A 15,393-nucleotide genomic window follows, 5' to 3' on the forward strand; every position below is an offset into this window, starting at 1 on the left:
ATGTCGACTGTCAGTGACCGCCTTCGGGCGGTTTTTTCGTTTACGGCCGCGCGTGCGGCCGTTTCTATTGGGGTATCTGCATGACACGACTTACCGATCATTTCTCGCTGGATGAACTGACGCAGAGCGAGACCGCAGCACGACGCCGGATCGACAACACGCCGTCGCCGGCGATCATCGAGAACCTGACACGTACCGCCCAAACGCTCGAGCAGGTGCGCGCGCTGCTCGGCTCGCGACCCGTGCTGGTGTCGTCCGGCTATCGCTCGCCCGCGCTCAACGCGGCGGTCGGTGGAGCGGCCAACAGCGCGCACATGACGGGGCTGGCCGGCGACTTCATCTGCCCAGGCTTTGGCAGTCCGCTCGAAATCTGCCGGAAGATCGCCGCGTCGAATATCGGCTTCCAGCAAATGATCCTCGAAGGAACTTGGGTACATCTGGCGATTCCCGCCACCGGGGAGAAGCCTGCAAGGCAGATCCTGACCGCCAACTTTGGGCCGGGAGCGACGACCTATGCAAACGGCCTTGCGTAATCAGGGGGATCAATGCAACTGGACGAACACGAAAAGGAACTCATCGTTCTCTTCGGCCTTGGCGCCGTGATCGGCTTGGGAAAGCTTCTGGTGGGCGGCGAGCAGATATCTGCTCGCCTTGTCGTCGGCCGGATGATTGTGGGCGCCGGCCTGTCCGCGAGCGCCGGTGCAGTGCTGATGGTGTTCAAGGAAATGCCACCGACGGCGTTGGTGGGAATTGCATCGGCGTTCGGTATCCTAGGGCAGTCGGCGCTCGAAGCATTGGCGCAGAAAATCCTTGGCAAGATTCCCGATGACCGCAAGGATCGGGGCGAATAAGGTCCGCAGTAGCAGACGGCTCGCCCTAGACGCGTTTCACCCGTCTGAATCGGGAGGGGCGGTGAGGCTTACCGGTACAGGCGGAGTGGCGGATAGCAGCAGCGGACAATAAACGCTTAGTCGCTCATTTTCGGGGTCGATGGCCAATGGAGTGATGCCATCGTCAGCCGTTCGTTTGGGCGCTCAGAGGGACACTCGAACGTCGGTTCCCGTCGGATTGCGGCCTTCTGGTCGGCTTGTCCGTCCCGTCATCAGGTCATCCCGGCGATTCGAGCCGCTCGATATTTGGTCGTGTTAAATTGCCGATGTTGGAGAACACGATACACACAGCATTACGTCGACTCGGCTAAAGTAAATGCGCATAAGCGCTCCGTATTCGAAGCCACCCGACGAATCAGCTTATCCCTTGCCTAAAACGTGCGATCGTAGGCATGTCAGGAAAGTACGAGAGCGCCAAAGCACGCCACGCCGCTTCTCTAACGACAGCGCTGTTGTCCTCGAGCTTCCGACCTATGGCTTCGCATAACGAACGACTACCAGCACAATCCACTACCTTCAAGGCATTGGTAATCGCCCAAACACTCAATTTTTCGTCGACAGAATCGAAAAGCGAAGCAAAGGAATTTGACGCCACTTCCGGTGAGCATCTGATATGGCATCGAATCAACAAATTCAGCGCCAGGGATTTTTTTATCTCGTCTGAACCGTTTAAAACAACGTCTAATTTTTTCTCGAAAAGGCCTTCCGTCTGGAGTGTCAATATATCTTCTGGATGCTTTGGAATCCATTTTGAGTTGCTACCCCATCCAGTTTCAACATCAATGAATTCGATGGACGCCGGGAAGAGAGAGTTAATTTCACTGGGTACCGCACGATCGGATGCATTAGATAGATTCATCCCATAATTGTGATTGGATTGTTCGATCCACCTGACCCAAGCCTCGAAATGAGCTTCCGATAATATCTTGTACGCTTCTGGGTTCTTCGACAGTCCGTGTCTTATTGAGGTCGCCATCGCTTCTCTTTCTGTCCACGAGAATGTAGAGACTCTCCTAGACAGTTTTGATAAAACCCTCTGATTGACCTGAACTGAAAATCGGTAGAACGGGCTGCGGCGGCGACGCATCTCGGCCTCCGAGTCGAAGGTGGAAGATATGATCTGAGATACTAACGATTGCGTGAGCAGAGCAGAAGGAAGAGAAGCTGCTGCGGCGGCGGCCGCGATGCGTATCCGATGCTGCTTGGCATGCATCGCACGAACGAGCGCCTCGATACCGAGCGCATCAAGGAGGTTACGAGCGGCAAGCGTTCCGAGCGCCTTTAGGGCACTCACTTTGGCCGCATCGTGAGATTCGTCCAACATTTTAAGAAATCTCGGAAGAACTTCTCTGACCCTGTCAGGGGGGGCAATTACGGCTAATGCTCTCGCCGCCACAAATCGCTCAGATATCAGAGTGCTACTAAAGGACGCCTCCACAGCACTTATTAGCGATTTGGTCGCGCCGACATCCGATCCGAGCGTCTCGACGATCAACAAACCCCCAGTCCGCGAAGACGACTCCGCATGCGCGATGAGAGCTTCCGCGTTCTGTAGAACTTTTTGCTGCAAGCCTCTAGATCCTAGGAATGCGAGCGCCAAGAAAGAAAAGCGGGCTTGATGTGGTTTTGCAAACTTGGCTATCAGCGTTTCGATTGCTTCTGCCTTGATCAAAATGTCCGACGGCTGACGCAACAAGATAATCAAATCCCCCACTTCCTCCACCTCATCGTTCGCTCCATCGGCGATGGATTTCAACACAGTCTGAGCAACGCCTGATTGACCAAAATCACGCTCAAGGCGACCAAGTAAGGTATTGGTAAATTCGTTCGCGAAACGTAACCCGCACGCGTATTTCGCCACGATTTTAATTCGAGTTTCTAGCGGCATCGGTATTAATACCGATAGCGCCGCCTTTGCTGGATCGTAATCGCCGTAAGCACTAGCGTCGTATGAGTGTCCATTCGGGAGCAGATCCTTCGCGCTTGCAAGTTTGGATAAGCTCGCTGTATGGGCGTTCGACTCGACACATCGCAAAAGTCCCATCGCGCCAACGTACCGGATCTCACCATCCGAATCGGAAGCTGCAGCTATGTACAGGTTCTCGATTTTATTTTTGAATTGGGTAGCCTCAAATTTTCTCAAGCTCACAAACGCAGCGCGCCTCGCGGTCGTATCGGGGCTCGTCGCTTTTTCAATTACTAGATCGATCAATTCGTTATTGACGCGTTCCGGGTCAATTATCTCAAACGATTTTAAGGAGGCAATCGAAATATCGGCCTCTAACGACGACGCGGAAACAAGAAGCTTTTCGTTTAACGAATTATGTCGACCAGCATTCTGGGCCTCGCGCACCGACGTCAGCGCGGCGTGAACGTGCCAATCCTCGTTCTTCGCCCAATCAATAAGGTAACTTATCATCGGCCGCCTATTTTGTTGCGGCACCACATCTGTGAATCCAAGTGTACGCACGCCTAGGACTTGCCCAGCAACTAGCATTCTTGTTTCGTCCGCCACGTAAGCCGCCTCTCCGACACAAAGTGCCGCCAATCGCAGTGTCCCGCGACAGAGATCGTCTTCCCGACTAGTCAGAATGCCGTTTATGAAGTCGCTTGTATCCGCGATCAGACCAGCGTATAAAAGTACCACCTCCCGCCACCAAGTGCTCAATAAACGAGTATGGTGCAAAAGGAATCGAGAATGTTCAGGTAACCCGGAGTATGCCAGAAACTGGGCAGCAAAAAATTCTTGAAACGTCTGATGGACAAACGACAATACGTCGGGGCGGCGCTCTATTAAGATGCCGCTTCGCTCGATCAGCCTGTTCAGCAAATGCTTGGCATCTTCTCTAGCTCTTCCCAAGCTGGGCAGTATCACCGCGATGATCTCCTCGACATCTTTCCTCGCGGCTTCTCTTCCACCTCCCTTATCACCGATTTCCCCGGAGTGCATTGCAAAAGCTACACGTCGCAAAATTGCCTCCTTTTGTTCGAACTTTAGATTAGTATCGTCGACCCGCACTCCCCTTGATATGTCCCACTGCTCAAGGAATATCTTGCTGCATTGGCCGTAAAGCTTACTTCTCTCGCGCGGTAGAGTGGCAACGCTACGATGGACCAATGCTATTATCGAAAGAAGCATCGGATTTTCAGCCAAATGCCTGATCCTTGGGTTATCTGTGAGCGCAAGTTTTAGTTCCGCAGCTTTGCGCGCGGCCCTGTACTCTCTAGCACGTCTCTGCGCCTTCCCTTCGTCCTCGAGTCGGCCTACGACGGCATTTTGTTCCACGGCTGCATACCAAGCGTCGACGAAGTTTTCAACTTGAGTTGAACTCAGATTTTCGACGGCGAACAGGTCAAAATCGGATGTGACGCCGGTTCGCCAACCGGCAATTCTTGACGTAATTACAAATTTATTTCTTGGATAAAAAGTAACGAAATTCTTAATCGAATCGACGACGAGATCGAACTCTTGCTGCGTAGCGACCTCGTCAAGACCATCCAGGAGTATGAGACACTCGCCGCGTTCTAGACGATAACGGAAATACGCGACACACGCGGGATGCCTTTGGAGCTCTGCAGGAATTGTACGTTGAACGATGTCTAATATTGTCGGTGGTTCTCCTTTAGAGATCGATTCAGTCAGGAGTGTGGCCGCTGTACTCAATCGGAGAAAAATCGGCAGTTTCCACTCTCCGCTGCCAAGTCGAGTCGTTCCGTGAGATCGTAGCATCTTATCGCCAGCGCGCTGACGGGCGTAATCAAGAGCGAGATACTGTAAAAGCGTTGTTTTTCCCGCACCAGGAGCACCCAGAATTGCAATTCGCTTGTGCAACCGTAGAAGCCGGCCTAGCTTTATTCGGCTCAAAATTTCGAGCGAGATATCGTCGTGTTTCTCTAACCAAGCTGTCTTTCGCGAGAGCTCTCGGAGGGCCTCGGATTCTCGCTCGTTTGAACTGGGCGGCCCAAACATGCGTTCTTTGGCAATTCTGAAATGAACTAGGACACTATCTAAATCAAATACTGATCGCTTTCCCGCGCGATGCAGTCGAAGAAGATCTCCAAGCTCCTTCCACGTTGCATCTTTGGCGAAGTCAAGACGTTCGTCCTCAGACCGCTTCACTGACCATGTTCGCTGGGCCTCTACAACAAAAAGAGAAACAAACACCTGTTCCAACTTGGGCTTTTTTGTTGCCTCCGCGCTAACGATTCCAGGTAAGCGTAGTTCGCGATGTTCAGTGACCATCCAGTCAAGATATTTTCGTTGAAGTCCAATGTAGGCCAGCCGCCCCCCGAGTCTACGGCCGATCAAACCCAAGAGTTCCCAAAGCATCTTTCCCGTGAATGGGATTAGCTTTGTCAGGACAGCACCTGCGAATACCCCCACCAACGCGAGCGCAAGCTTATTGTCTGAATATTTAGATAGCGTCGCAAGGATGCTTGAAGAGATCGTCATTTCTCTTGGATTCACCGCTATCGAGGCACCGGATTCGTCGATTCACGTTCAGAAAAGCGTAGTGCATTCGTCCCAAGATACCAATATTTCGCGGTGGTGATGGAAGATAACAACATGTTCGACGGTTACGGGATAAGTGTTCGGGTTCTCTCATTTGCAACCGCTCTACCGCAAGCCGCCTTCGAGTAATGCTAAAATTGCAGGCCGGGTCGGCCGAGGATAAGCCGGCTGTTGACGAGGCTTTGAATGACAGTGGTACTTTTGGAAAGTGAGGTTGAAATCGCGTGGGCTCGAACGCCAGCGACGGGGCGCTATCTACCGGCCCAGAAATTCCCGAAAAAATAAAAAAGCCGCCGCCCGGTCAGGGTGCTGCGGAAGAGTCAACAACGTCACGACGGGTGCCCGGAGAGGAACCAAGCAACCCGTCAAAAAGTCTTCTACTTCTGCTCGTGGTGAGCCGTCGCACAACCCTGAAATCGTCGCGCAGCCTGATTCGTCGGGCAGACATTCCGCACCCAGCTACCGTCGACGTGGACGTTCCTCGAGGCCATCGTCTGACCCTATCGCTCGTAGCCAATGCATGCATCCGCTCTGGCTGCGCTCGCACCTGCTTCTGCTCGTTCCACAGGCATAGGGCATGTGATCCCGCCGGCGATGTCACCACCCAATGCTCGCACCAACGGCAGGGGTGGTCGGTCGCGGCGTGAGTGTATCGAATTTGCGGCATTGGGCACGCCAAAGTACTGTATGAACGTACAGTATAATTGGTGAAATAATGGCCCTTCACCGCCTTTTCAATTGCACGAAAAACGGATATTGGACTCGCGCGGTTAGCGGGACTCGAACAATTGGGTCGTCTGCCGCGCACGGCTGCGCCGGACCGTGGCTAGGAAGATGTGAACCTCGTGGCCGCATCTGTCAAGCGGGCCGGGAAGAGCCGCTCGGTCACCCGTCGGACACATAGAGTTGCCAACGGTCGTTTGCGAAGCGACGTCACCTGAGTTCGCGGCTGCGAGGCCGCAACGCGTCGATGTGGAAGCCGTCCGGGTGTGCCGCCGGTGCGGCCGGCACATATTTTCAAACTGAATCTGAAGCCGCAGGATTGGCAAGCGTTGCCAGATCGACGTCGACTAGAAGCCGAATGTATGTAGACGCCATGCTCACGATATGAACGGCGAGCGGCAGCGGCGGGGCGATTGGCGTTTGAGTGCTCTGTCCGTGGCGATACAGGTGGATGCCGTCGATCCATTCTCCAAGCGCGTCGAAGGTTGCGCGGATGACCCCTTCCGTGGCCGGATCTGTCCCCATAGCTTTAAGTGCCAGGTCTTTCAACTGGTTCTGCGCACAGTATTTGTTCAGATTTTTGGTTGTCACCATGAGGCGCGTCAAGATCTCCATTGCCTCAAAGATCGATTTGACCGCGGCCTTCGTGTCTGGATCCGACGCCGTTAAATAGTCGTGGGCGGCTTCGAATTCGTGCCGAACCGCGGCGTAACGGGCGGACTCGAGCGCACGGAGCATTGAAACGCGATTGTGCTCGAATTCGCTGTCCACGAGGTAGTGCACGCCGCACCTCGGATCGAGTCGATAGCCCAGGTTTCCTTCGGAAAGCGCACGTGCCACGAAGCCGATCCATGCGCTGTCCAACGACACAAGGCGCTTAATTTGGCAAAAACGCCAAACAAGCGTGATTACGTCTAGCAACTGAGCGATGGTCAGAGCTTGAAGAGTTTCCGACCAACGTTGGCAGGCGAACGCGCTAACGTACCCGGTCTCCATAGCCAGATACGACGACAATTCGTATCCAGCGTGTTCAAAGCGCTTATCGAGGAAGACCGCAAGCCGTTCTCGGAAAGAGGGGGAGTCCGATGCTGGCGCACCGCGCTCCAAGTACGTGTGGGAGAAGAGCTGCCCGACAGGTTTTTCGGCGGTCATTGCAAAACCCAACTAAAGACGACGAGATGCAAAAAAGCCCGCAACTGAGTGCGGGCTCGATTCCGAGATGCTAATTTTTGTTCCGAATTTCACGTCGTGAAATCTTCGGCAGCGGCTAAGCGCTTGATATTGCTGAATTCTTTGGGGTGGCTGATGGGACTCGAACCCACGACGACAGGAATCACAATCCTGGACTCTACCAACTGAGCTACAGCCACCACTAACATCCGCTTGACTTGCTCTAAAAACCTGTCTCGCCGACGAAGAAACGAGATTATAGGCACTAGATTGTGGTTTGCCTAGTCCTTTATTCAAAAATTTCGATGGGCTCGCGCAGATGCTGTCTTGCTTCGTCGAAGATGGTCAGATCACGGGCCGCAAGTCGCTTGCTGTCGGACAAAACTCGACGCCAACCACGCGCACCCGCTTCGCCGCGATACAGCCCAAGCGCATGGCGCGTGATCGCGCCGAGATAGGTGCCGCGTGCCATTTCGGTCGCGCAATACTCGATCAGTTTCGCTTCGACCTGCTCGCGCGTCAGCGGCGCCTGCACAGAGCCGTAGAAGCGCGCGTCGACATCGGCGAGCAGGTAGGGATTGTGATACGCCTCGCGCCCGAGCATCACGCCGTCAACGTGCTGAAGATGCGCGTCGACTTCGTCGAGCGTCTTGATACCGCCATTGATGATGATTTCCAGTTGCGGAAAATCGCGCTTCAACTGATACGCGTAGTCGTACTTGAGCGGCGGAATCTCGCGGTTTTCCTTCGGGCTCAGGCCCTTCAGGATCGCGTTGCGCGCATGAACGATAAAGACCTCACAGCCGGCTTGCGCGATCGTGCCGACAAAATCGCGGACGAAGCCGTATTCCTCGACCGTATCGACGCCGATGCGGTGCTTGACCGTGACTGGCACCGATACGACGTCGCGCATCGCCTTCACGCAATCGGCGACGAGTTGCGGCTCGTTCATCAGGCATGCGCCGAACGCGCCGCGTTGCACGCGCTCGGATGGGCAGCCGCAATTCAGGTTGATTTCGTCATAGCCCCATTGCTCGCCGAGCTTGGCCGAACGCGCGAGATCGTCGGGCTCGCTGCCGCCGAGTTGCAGCGCGACTGGCGCTTCGTCGGGCGTGAATGCGAGATGACGCGGCACGTCGCCGTGCAGCAGCGCGCCGGTCGTCACCATTTCCGTGTAAAGCCAGGTATGGCGCGAAATCATTCGATGCAGCGAGCGGCAATGACGATCCGTCCAGTCCATCATCGGGGCGACGGACACGCGGCGGGGGCTGGGAGTGCGAGGTAAAGACATGGAGCGGCCAAGCGGCTTGAATCAAAACAATAATTTTACCGCAAGGCCAGAAACCGCCGGGCGCGCTGGAGCCATATCACTGTCGCGACAGAGGCGGGCACCGGTTCGTCAATGCGTCCATGCCTTAATGTCCATGTCCCCCCATCCCGCCACCACTGCTCCACGAGCTGCCGCCACCGTGCATGCCGCCGTATCCGCCACCGTGCCATCCGCCGTCGCCGCCATGCCATCCGCCGTGCCCGCCGTGCCCGCCACCGCCATGCCATCCACCGCGCCCGTGCCAATACCCATGTCCGTAATAGCAGCACGACCCTCCGAAACCGCCATAGATACCAACCGAGCCGTACGCCGGTCCGTAGTAAGGCGGTCCATACGCGTAGGGATAGTAGGGTTGCGCATAGCCGTAGTCCGCTGGCGGCGCGACGACGCATCCAGTGATGCTCGCTGCCGCGGCCGCTATCAGCGTCATCGATGCAATGAGCCTGGTCACGATTTTCTCCTTCACGTAAACCTCAGAAAAACCGCGCGCAACGGAGTTCAGCCGCGTTTGTGTCCGAGCGTTACCGGCGCCGGTGCGGCGGTGCGCGCTCGGGGCTTCGACCACGTGAGCGGTTGCCGCGACGCTCGACCGTTTCGCCAATCTTCTCGCGTATTACCGAGCGGCGTTGCGGTAACACTTCGTTAACGATCTGATACGTTACTGAAGGGCGTGGCTGCTAACTTCCATCGGACGATTCGTCGTTTAAGTCGGAAGCGATTCGCTTGCCCGCCCCGTTCGATCATCTGCTCAAAGGCAACGTGCTGTATCGCCAGGGCATGCGCGACAACGAGGCGGAATCGCTTGGACCGCTCGCGTGCTTTGCCGACAAATACCCGTTCAACTTCATCAACGTCGGCCTCATTCATCTCGCGCTGCCGAACGCGCGCATCAATCATGGCCGCCGCCCGCCATTACAGACCTGTCGATCGATTTTCTCGCGCATTTTTACGACGTGTCGTTCGGCTGCCACCTCGGCGAGCTGGGCCGCTGTCAGCGCGCGTACGATGAGTTGATAACGCGCTGGCGGCGCGTTCTACCCGCGGGCGTGATGATCGAGATCGAGCACGAGGAGCTGGTCAACGCTTGCGAGGCGAACGTGCGTCGCATGCTCGCGCATTGCGGGCTCGAGTGGGACCAACGTTGCCGCGCATTTCGCGAGACGATGCGGCGTGTCAGCACCGCGAGTTCGGCACAGGTGCGCCGACCGTTGTATCGAACGTCGATGCGGCGCTGGCAGCCCCGAGGCGAATTGGTGAACCGCTATGGGAAGGTCTCGCCCCGACCTGACGGCGGCCAACGCTCAACGCGCGATCACCGACACGTGATGCAGCCACGGGTACACGCCGGCAATGAACGCCGCGTAGATCGCGGCCATCGTTACGCCGGCGGCCGTGCCCCAGATGTCGCGCGAGGCCGCGCCCTGGCGAAAATGCACGGGCAGTCCGACCACGACGTAGCCGATCACGAAGAACAGGATGACCGCGCGCACCGGCGACAGATCGTGGCCGATGAATTCGAGCAACGCCGACAGGCTGAATTGCGACATGGACATTCAGGGAGTCACGAAGGCGGGGGATCGCAGGGCGCCGGAACACATCGAAATTGTTCAGCGAATGACGACTGATCCGCTTCACTCTCGACGTTTCACAGCGCGACGACCTATGCCGATTAAAGGCCACGCAAACGCGATCCGCAAGAAAAAACCTGTATGAATTTGTACTGTCCCACAGTGCTTGCAGCTTGCCTGCGTCGCGACTTTCAGCCGGCTTGGCAACGCTTTCACGGCCACGGTCTCAACGCTCCAGGGGCTTCGGTTTGCGCAAGGGATCGAGCAGCGGTTTCAAACCGTTGTGATCGATCTCGTGCATCAACGCGAGCAGACGGCCAATCTCGCCGGGCGGAAAGCCCTGGCTCGCGAACCAGTTCAGATAGTGGCCGGGCAGGTCGGCGATCACGCGGCCTTTATATTTCCCGTAGGGCATCACGCGCGTGACCAGCAATTCGAGGTGTTCGTGATTCATGGCAACGAAGTCATGATGAAACGCGCATCGAGAGCGCAAAGCGCGCAACGCGCAAGCACCAGGCGGCGCGCTGCAACGCATGGCCCCGCATTCTAGCCTTGCTGCAGGTAATGCGCCGGCGTGGTAACGTCTGCGCTTTCCGTTCACCTCTTCAACAGGACAAGTTAGATGGAATACCGCAGACTCGGCGACTCCGACGTGCAGGTTAGCCTGATTGGTCTCGGCACGATGACGTGGGGCGAGCAGAACACCGAGCAGGAAGCGCACGCGCAGATCGACTACGCGCTCGATCACGGCGTGAACCTGATCGACACCGCGGAAATGTATCCGGTGCCGCCGCGCGCCGAAACGCAAGGCTCGACGGAGCGCTACATTGGCACGTGGCTCGCGCAGCACAAGAGCGCGCGCGAGAAGATCGTGCTCGCAACCAAGATCGCGGGCCGCGCGCGTCAGCCGCACAATCCGCGTCATATTCGCGGCGAGGGCAACCAGTTCGATCGCAAGAACCTGACCGAGGCGCTCAACGACAGCCTCGAACGTCTGCAAACGGACTACGTCGATCTGTATCAGCTGCACTGGCCCGATCGCAGCACGATGACGTTCGGCCGCCCGTCGTATCCGTGGGTCGACGACGCGTACACGGTGCCGATCGAGGAAACGCTGACGGTACTCGCCGAATTCGTGAAGGCTGGCAAGGTGCGCCAGATCGGCGTGTCGAACGAAACGCCGTGGGGTGTCGCGCAGTTTCTGCGCGCGGCCGAAAGACTCGGCTTGCCGCGCATCGTCAGCATCCAGAATCCGTACAGCCTCTTGAACCGCACGTACGAAGTGGGTCTGTCCGAGTACGCGCATCGCGACAACATCGGTCTGCTCGCGTATTCACCGCTCGCGTTCGGCTGGCTGTCGGGCAAGTACGAAGGCGGCGCGCGTCCTGCCGGCGCGCGCATCACGCTGTTCGAGCGCTTCCAGCGCTATAGCAAGCCGCAAGCCGTGCAGGCGACCACGCGTTACGTCGAGCTCGCGAAGCGCCACGGCATGACCCCCGCGCAATTCGCGCTCGCGTTCGTCAATAGCCGGCCGTTCGTGACCAGCAATCTGATCGGCGCGACCTCGCTCGAACAATTGAAGGAAAACATCGCCAGCGCGGACGTGAAGCTGTCACCGGAAGTGCTGGCGGAAATCGACAGGCTGCACGAGCTGCAGCCGAATCCGGCGCCTTGATGTCGAGGTAAGCGCGACGCGCTTGCCGCGGTGGCCCCGGTCGATTGCCGGGGCGGCCGCGGAAGGTGCAGCGAATCACTCGGCATCGGCCGAACTCAACCCGCGGCCTTTGCCGTATCCACCGTCTCGCGCTTCGCCGCAAGCGGCGAATTCTCGCCGAGATCCCAGAACAGTCCCGCCATCATCTGCAGGCCCTCGCGCACCACCGGAGCTAGAAGGTGCTCGTTCGGCGCATGCTGCGAGCAGGCCGGATAAGAATGCGGCACCCAGATCGTCGGCAGACCGAGCGTGTCGGCGAATACCTCGTTCGGCAGCGTGCCGCCGAGATTCGGCAGCAGCGCGGTCTTCTTGCCGGTGGTCGCTTCGAGCGACGCGATCGCCCACGTGACCCACGGATCGTCGGGATCCAGCCGCGTGGCTGGCGCGCCGCGTTCGACGTCGATTTCGACCAGCTGAAAACCGTGCGCATCGAGATGCGCGCGCAGATGCTTGCCGAGGTTTTCCCAATCGGTGCCGACCACGAAACGCAACTGGCAGACCGCGAACGCCGACGGCGGAATCGCGTTGACCGGGTTCTCCGGATTACCCGCCTTGAAGGCCAGCACTTCGAAGCTGTTCCAGCCGAACACGCGCTCGGGCGCGGAAAGACCCGGCTCGCCCCAGTTGTCATCGACGGTGGGGTCGCCCGGACCGTTGCCCACCGTGATGTCGGCAAGTGCGCGGCGCACGGCCTCGGGGATTGGCGGCGGACGCAGGCCGTCGACTGCGATCACGCCGCGCGCATCGACGAGACTCGCGAGCGCGTTGGCGAGCACCGTCGCCGGATTGCGCAGCAAGCCGCCCCAGTTGCCCGAGTGATGCGCGCCGTCGCGCAGGTTCAGCGACAGCCTGAAATTGACCGCGCCGCGCGAGCCGAGAAACACGGTCGGACGACGCGCTGCGAGACGCGGACCGTCGGAGGCGATCAGCACGTCGGCGGCGAGTTCGTCGCGACGCGCATGGCAGATCGCGTCGAGCCCCGGAGAGCCGGTTTCCTCGCCCATCTCGATCAACAGCTTCGTGTTGAAGCCGAGTTTGCCGTCGCGCGCGGCGAGCGTGCTCGCGAGCGCGGCGAGGTTGATCGAGTGCTGGCCTTTGTTGTCGGCGGTGCCGCGACCGAACCAGCGCTCGCCTTCCACGGTCACCGCCCACGGCGTCAGCGGCGCGCGCCACTGGCTGTCGTAGCCGCGCACGACGTCGCCGTGGCCGTAGATCAGCACGGTCGGCAGATGATCGCCTTCGTGACGGTTGGCGATCAGAAACGGACCGAAGCCATCGACCGGGTTATCGACGATGCGCGTGCTGAAGCCGAGGCGCTCCGCTTCGGGCTGGATTTCGTCGGTCAGATAGGACAGCAGCAGTGCGCCGCGATCGCTTTCCTGGCTTTCGGTGCGAAAAGCGACGCGACGGTTCAGATCGGCGAGAAAAGCGCCGGATTCGAAGTGCCGGGTGGCAAGCTCGATGGCCTGGTTGCGGCTCATGTCGATGTCTCCGATGCGGGGGGATGGGTGAAGGGGCGGAGGGCCGCCAGGCTCGATGGCTCGATGCTCGGCGCGGCGTTCAGGCGAATCGCCTGCAACGTCATCGCAACCGATTCTAGAAGTGCGCCATTTTTGTCACAATGATCATGTTTCGAAGCTTGCCTTGCCGGAAAAGCAAAGCGTCGCGCGTCGGCTCGAACCGCGGTACCCGCCCACCCATGGCACCGTTGTAACAGATTTGATCGAGGCGTCCAGGATGGCACGTTCACTGCATGGCATCGCGTTGCGTTATTTCGTCGAAGTCGCGCGCAGCGGCTCGCTGAGCGACGCGTCCGAGCGGCTGCACGTCGCGGTATCGGCGATCAGCCGGCAAATCGTGCGGCTCGAAAGCGAGCTCGGCGTGACACTGTTCGAGCGGCGTCCGCGCGGCATGACGCTGTCCGAGGCCGGTGAGCGGCTGCTTGCGTACGCGCAACGCAGCCTGCTCGAAGCCGAGCACGTGATGAACGAGATTAGCGGTCTCGCGAGCTTGCACGGCAGCCGGATCAAGATCGCGACCGCCGAGGGTTTTGCGGTCGACTTCCTGCCCGCCGCGATTGCGAATTTCCGCGCCGAGCACCCCGGCATCGATTTCACGCTGACCGTGATGTCGCCGGCCGACGCCACTCGCCACGTGCGCGACGGCGACGTCGATATCGCGCTGTCGTTCAGCCTCGCGCCGGAGAAGGGCGTGAAGGTCGAGCACACCGAACGCGCGCCGGTGTTCGTGCTGCTGCGCTCCGATCATCCCCTTGCGGCGCGCGCGAAACTGTCGCTCGCCGAGGTGAGTCGCTATCCGCTCGTGTTGTCGGAGACGGGCACCACGATTCGCCAGTTGATCGACATCACGTGCGCGCTCGAAGGCATCCTCCTCGAGCCGGACCTGATCTGCAACAACAGCGGCGCGAGTTATCGCTACGCGCAGCGGTCCGGAGCGATCATGTTCACGGGGCTGCTGTCGGTGCGCGACCGCTATGCTGACGACGGCTTCGTCGTGATTCCGCTCACCGACCCGCAGATGCGCCAGCGCAGCATCCAGGTGCAGACGATGGCGGGGCGCGAGTTGCCCCCGTCGGTGCGCACGTTTCGCGACCATCTGATCGCGCGGATCGCGGATGCGAAGCCGGCTGGGGCGCAGGCGTCGAAGGTCACAGGTGGACGCGGTAAACGTACGCCGCGGCGCCCGCGAGCCGATGCATGAAATGCGACACATGCCAGGGCACTAAGCGGCAAATGTTCTCCCGGAATCCGAATCACGACCTAAACTGTGGTGGACGGCAAGGACGGCCCTGAGAAAACGATCCTGATGGTGCGCGCCACGATCAGGGGAAATGCGGAACAATGACAGTCAAACCGCGGACCTGCCGCCTAGCCCGCGATGCTGCAATGCACACGAGCGACAATAGATGGACCCAAATAGAAGCGCGGCGCGTCGTCCCGATGGCGCGTTGCCCACAACAGAGCGATAGGACCAACACAGCCATGGCGCAACAGAAAACCAATCCAAAACTCGAGCAGGCTCTCACGCGCGGTGATCTCGCGATCCGTCAGGCGAACTCGGCGCGAGCGACCGCGTTGTTGCGTGCGCTCGCCAAGATGATCGTCGATGCGTCGGCCACCATCGGAGTGGAAGCCTTCACGCTGATTCACGACGGCGACAAGATCTACGATCCCGCCGATGGTCTATGGCCACAGGCGCTGCTGATTTCGCTCGACGGTCCCGTCGAGGACGCCGATCCCGACGAATTGCGCACGGTGCGGCTGATCGCGGATGATCCGGCCACCGTGTTCCGGGTGGAGTGGCAGCGCGCCGATGGCAAGATCGGGCGTCACGACGGCGGCCCGTTCGCGACGGTCGCGTTCATCTCCGACGTCGACATTCCGTGGAGCGATGACGAGGAATGAGCGCGCAACGATAGCAAACACGCCGTGCGACGACCGACGCGGCCCGCGTCTTGCGCGGGT

General features: G+C 58.8%; 13 protein-coding genes, 1 tRNA gene and 1 pseudogene. 6 read left to right on the forward strand and 9 right to left on the reverse strand.

Annotation, left to right across the window (positions count from 1 at the left end):
* Positions 1 to 80 precede the first annotated feature (80 nt).
* Both OKW41_RS29290 and OKW41_RS29295 read left to right on the forward strand, forming a co-directional pair.
* Entirely contained in the window at positions 81 to 533 is a 453-nt protein-coding gene (locus OKW41_RS29290; RefSeq protein WP_429574796.1) for a D-Ala-D-Ala carboxypeptidase family metallohydrolase, read from the forward strand.
* 12 nt (positions 534 to 545) lie between these two features.
* Complete coding sequence (locus tag OKW41_RS29295; protein WP_429574797.1) at positions 546 to 851, forward strand: holin; 306 nt, start codon at positions 546 to 548, stop codon at positions 849 to 851.
* 394 nt (positions 852 to 1,245) lie between these two features.
* Here OKW41_RS29295 and OKW41_RS29300 read toward each other — a convergent pair whose 3' ends face one another.
* From OKW41_RS29300 to OKW41_RS29325, 6 genes are all read right to left on the reverse strand, one after another.
* Positions 1,246 to 5,343: an NACHT domain-containing protein gene (locus tag OKW41_RS29300; protein ID WP_429574798.1), complete on the reverse strand. Its 4,098-nt coding sequence runs from the start codon at positions 5,341 to 5,343 to the stop codon at positions 1,246 to 1,248.
* Positions 5,344 to 6,420: 1,077 nt separating this feature from the next.
* Positions 6,421 to 7,278 (reverse strand): hypothetical protein, encoded by an 858-nt coding sequence (locus OKW41_RS29305; protein ID WP_429574799.1) that lies wholly within the window; start codon positions 7,276 to 7,278, stop codon positions 6,421 to 6,423.
* 142 nt (positions 7,279 to 7,420) lie between these two features.
* Positions 7,421 to 7,496, reverse strand: a tRNA-His gene (locus tag OKW41_RS29310).
* Between the two features lie 89 nt (positions 7,497 to 7,585).
* Complete coding sequence (dusA, locus tag OKW41_RS29315) at positions 7,586 to 8,587, reverse strand: tRNA dihydrouridine(20/20a) synthase DusA (RefSeq protein ID WP_429574800.1); 1,002 nt, start codon at positions 8,585 to 8,587, stop codon at positions 7,586 to 7,588.
* A gap of 124 nt (positions 8,588 to 8,711) precedes the next feature.
* On the reverse strand, positions 8,712 to 9,077 hold the full coding sequence (locus OKW41_RS29320; protein WP_429449531.1) for a hypothetical protein: 366 nt from the start codon (positions 9,075 to 9,077) through the stop codon (positions 8,712 to 8,714).
* A 191-nt stretch (positions 9,078 to 9,268) separates the two neighbouring features.
* Positions 9,269 to 9,523 carry a hypothetical protein gene (locus OKW41_RS29325; protein ID WP_429574801.1) on the reverse strand — a complete coding sequence of 85 codons (255 nt, stop codon included), beginning with the start codon at positions 9,521 to 9,523 and terminating at the stop codon, positions 9,269 to 9,271.
* On the opposite strand from OKW41_RS29325, the pseudogene OKW41_RS29330 reads away from it, so the two are divergent.
* Positions 9,404 to 9,702: pseudogene (locus OKW41_RS29330) on the forward strand (sulfotransferase); the annotation flags it as partial. The gene OKW41_RS29325 and the pseudogene OKW41_RS29330 overlap by 120 nt on opposite strands.
* Before the next feature lie 225 nt (positions 9,703 to 9,927).
* Here the strand turns inward: OKW41_RS29330 and OKW41_RS29335 are convergent.
* Positions 9,928 to 10,173 (reverse strand): hypothetical protein, encoded by a 246-nt coding sequence (locus OKW41_RS29335; RefSeq protein ID WP_018418199.1) that lies wholly within the window; start codon positions 10,171 to 10,173, stop codon positions 9,928 to 9,930.
* A 247-nt stretch (positions 10,174 to 10,420) separates the two neighbouring features.
* Complete coding sequence (locus OKW41_RS29340) at positions 10,421 to 10,648, reverse strand: DUF3820 family protein (protein WP_018418198.1); 228 nt, start codon at positions 10,646 to 10,648, stop codon at positions 10,421 to 10,423.
* A gap of 168 nt (positions 10,649 to 10,816) precedes the next feature.
* On the opposite strand from OKW41_RS29340, the gene OKW41_RS29345 reads away from it, so the two are divergent.
* Positions 10,817 to 11,869: an NADP(H)-dependent aldo-keto reductase gene (locus tag OKW41_RS29345; RefSeq protein ID WP_429574802.1), complete on the forward strand. Its 1,053-nt coding sequence runs from the start codon at positions 10,817 to 10,819 to the stop codon at positions 11,867 to 11,869.
* Positions 11,870 to 11,964: 95 nt separating this feature from the next.
* On the opposite strand, the gene OKW41_RS29350 is transcribed toward OKW41_RS29345, so the two are convergent.
* Complete coding sequence (locus OKW41_RS29350) at positions 11,965 to 13,389, reverse strand: M20 family metallopeptidase (protein ID WP_429574803.1); 1,425 nt, start codon at positions 13,387 to 13,389, stop codon at positions 11,965 to 11,967.
* Between the two features lie 256 nt (positions 13,390 to 13,645).
* On the opposite strand from OKW41_RS29350, the gene OKW41_RS29355 reads away from it, so the two are divergent.
* Positions 13,646 to 14,629 carry a LysR family transcriptional regulator gene (locus OKW41_RS29355; protein ID WP_429574804.1) on the forward strand — a complete coding sequence of 328 codons (984 nt, stop codon included), beginning with the start codon at positions 13,646 to 13,648 and terminating at the stop codon, positions 14,627 to 14,629.
* 281 nt (positions 14,630 to 14,910) lie between these two features.
* Positions 14,911 to 15,333 carry a hypothetical protein gene (locus OKW41_RS29360; protein WP_429449545.1) on the forward strand — a complete coding sequence of 141 codons (423 nt, stop codon included), beginning with the start codon at positions 14,911 to 14,913 and terminating at the stop codon, positions 15,331 to 15,333.
* Positions 15,334 to 15,393 lie beyond the last annotated feature (60 nt).

The sequence above is a fragment of the Paraburkholderia sp. UCT70 genome, assembly GCF_050434085.1.
Lineage (GTDB): Bacteria > Pseudomonadota > Gammaproteobacteria > Burkholderiales > Burkholderiaceae > Paraburkholderia > Paraburkholderia tuberum.

What these genes read in the sequence shown, in the direction of transcription:
- OKW41_RS29290 (WP_429574796.1), top strand. Translation starts at nt 81, where the DNA reads ATGACACGACTTACCGATCATTTCTCGCTGGATGAACTGACGCAGAGC.
- OKW41_RS29295 (WP_429574797.1), top strand. Translation starts at nt 546, where the DNA reads ATGCAACTGGACGAACACGAAAAGGAACTCATCGTTCTCTTCGGCCTT.
- OKW41_RS29300 (WP_429574798.1), bottom strand. Translation starts at nt 5,343, where the DNA reads ATGACGATCTCTTCAAGCATCCTTGCGACGCTATCTAAATATTCAGAC.
- OKW41_RS29305 (WP_429574799.1), bottom strand. Translation starts at nt 7,278, where the DNA reads ATGACCGCCGAAAAACCTGTCGGGCAGCTCTTCTCCCACACGTACTTG.
- dusA (WP_429574800.1), bottom strand. Translation starts at nt 8,587, where the DNA reads ATGTCTTTACCTCGCACTCCCAGCCCCCGCCGCGTGTCCGTCGCCCCG.
- OKW41_RS29325 (WP_429574801.1), bottom strand. Translation starts at nt 9,523, where the DNA reads ATGATTGATGCGCGCGTTCGGCAGCGCGAGATGAATGAGGCCGACGTT.
- OKW41_RS29335 (WP_018418199.1), bottom strand. Translation starts at nt 10,173, where the DNA reads ATGTCGCAATTCAGCCTGTCGGCGTTGCTCGAATTCATCGGCCACGAT.
- OKW41_RS29340 (WP_018418198.1), bottom strand. Translation starts at nt 10,648, where the DNA reads ATGAATCACGAACACCTCGAATTGCTGGTCACGCGCGTGATGCCCTAC.
- OKW41_RS29345 (WP_429574802.1), top strand. Translation starts at nt 10,817, where the DNA reads ATGGAATACCGCAGACTCGGCGACTCCGACGTGCAGGTTAGCCTGATT.
- OKW41_RS29350 (WP_429574803.1), bottom strand. Translation starts at nt 13,389, where the DNA reads ATGAGCCGCAACCAGGCCATCGAGCTTGCCACCCGGCACTTCGAATCC.
- OKW41_RS29355 (WP_429574804.1), top strand. Translation starts at nt 13,646, where the DNA reads ATGGCACGTTCACTGCATGGCATCGCGTTGCGTTATTTCGTCGAAGTC.
- OKW41_RS29360 (WP_429449545.1), top strand. Translation starts at nt 14,911, where the DNA reads ATGGCGCAACAGAAAACCAATCCAAAACTCGAGCAGGCTCTCACGCGC.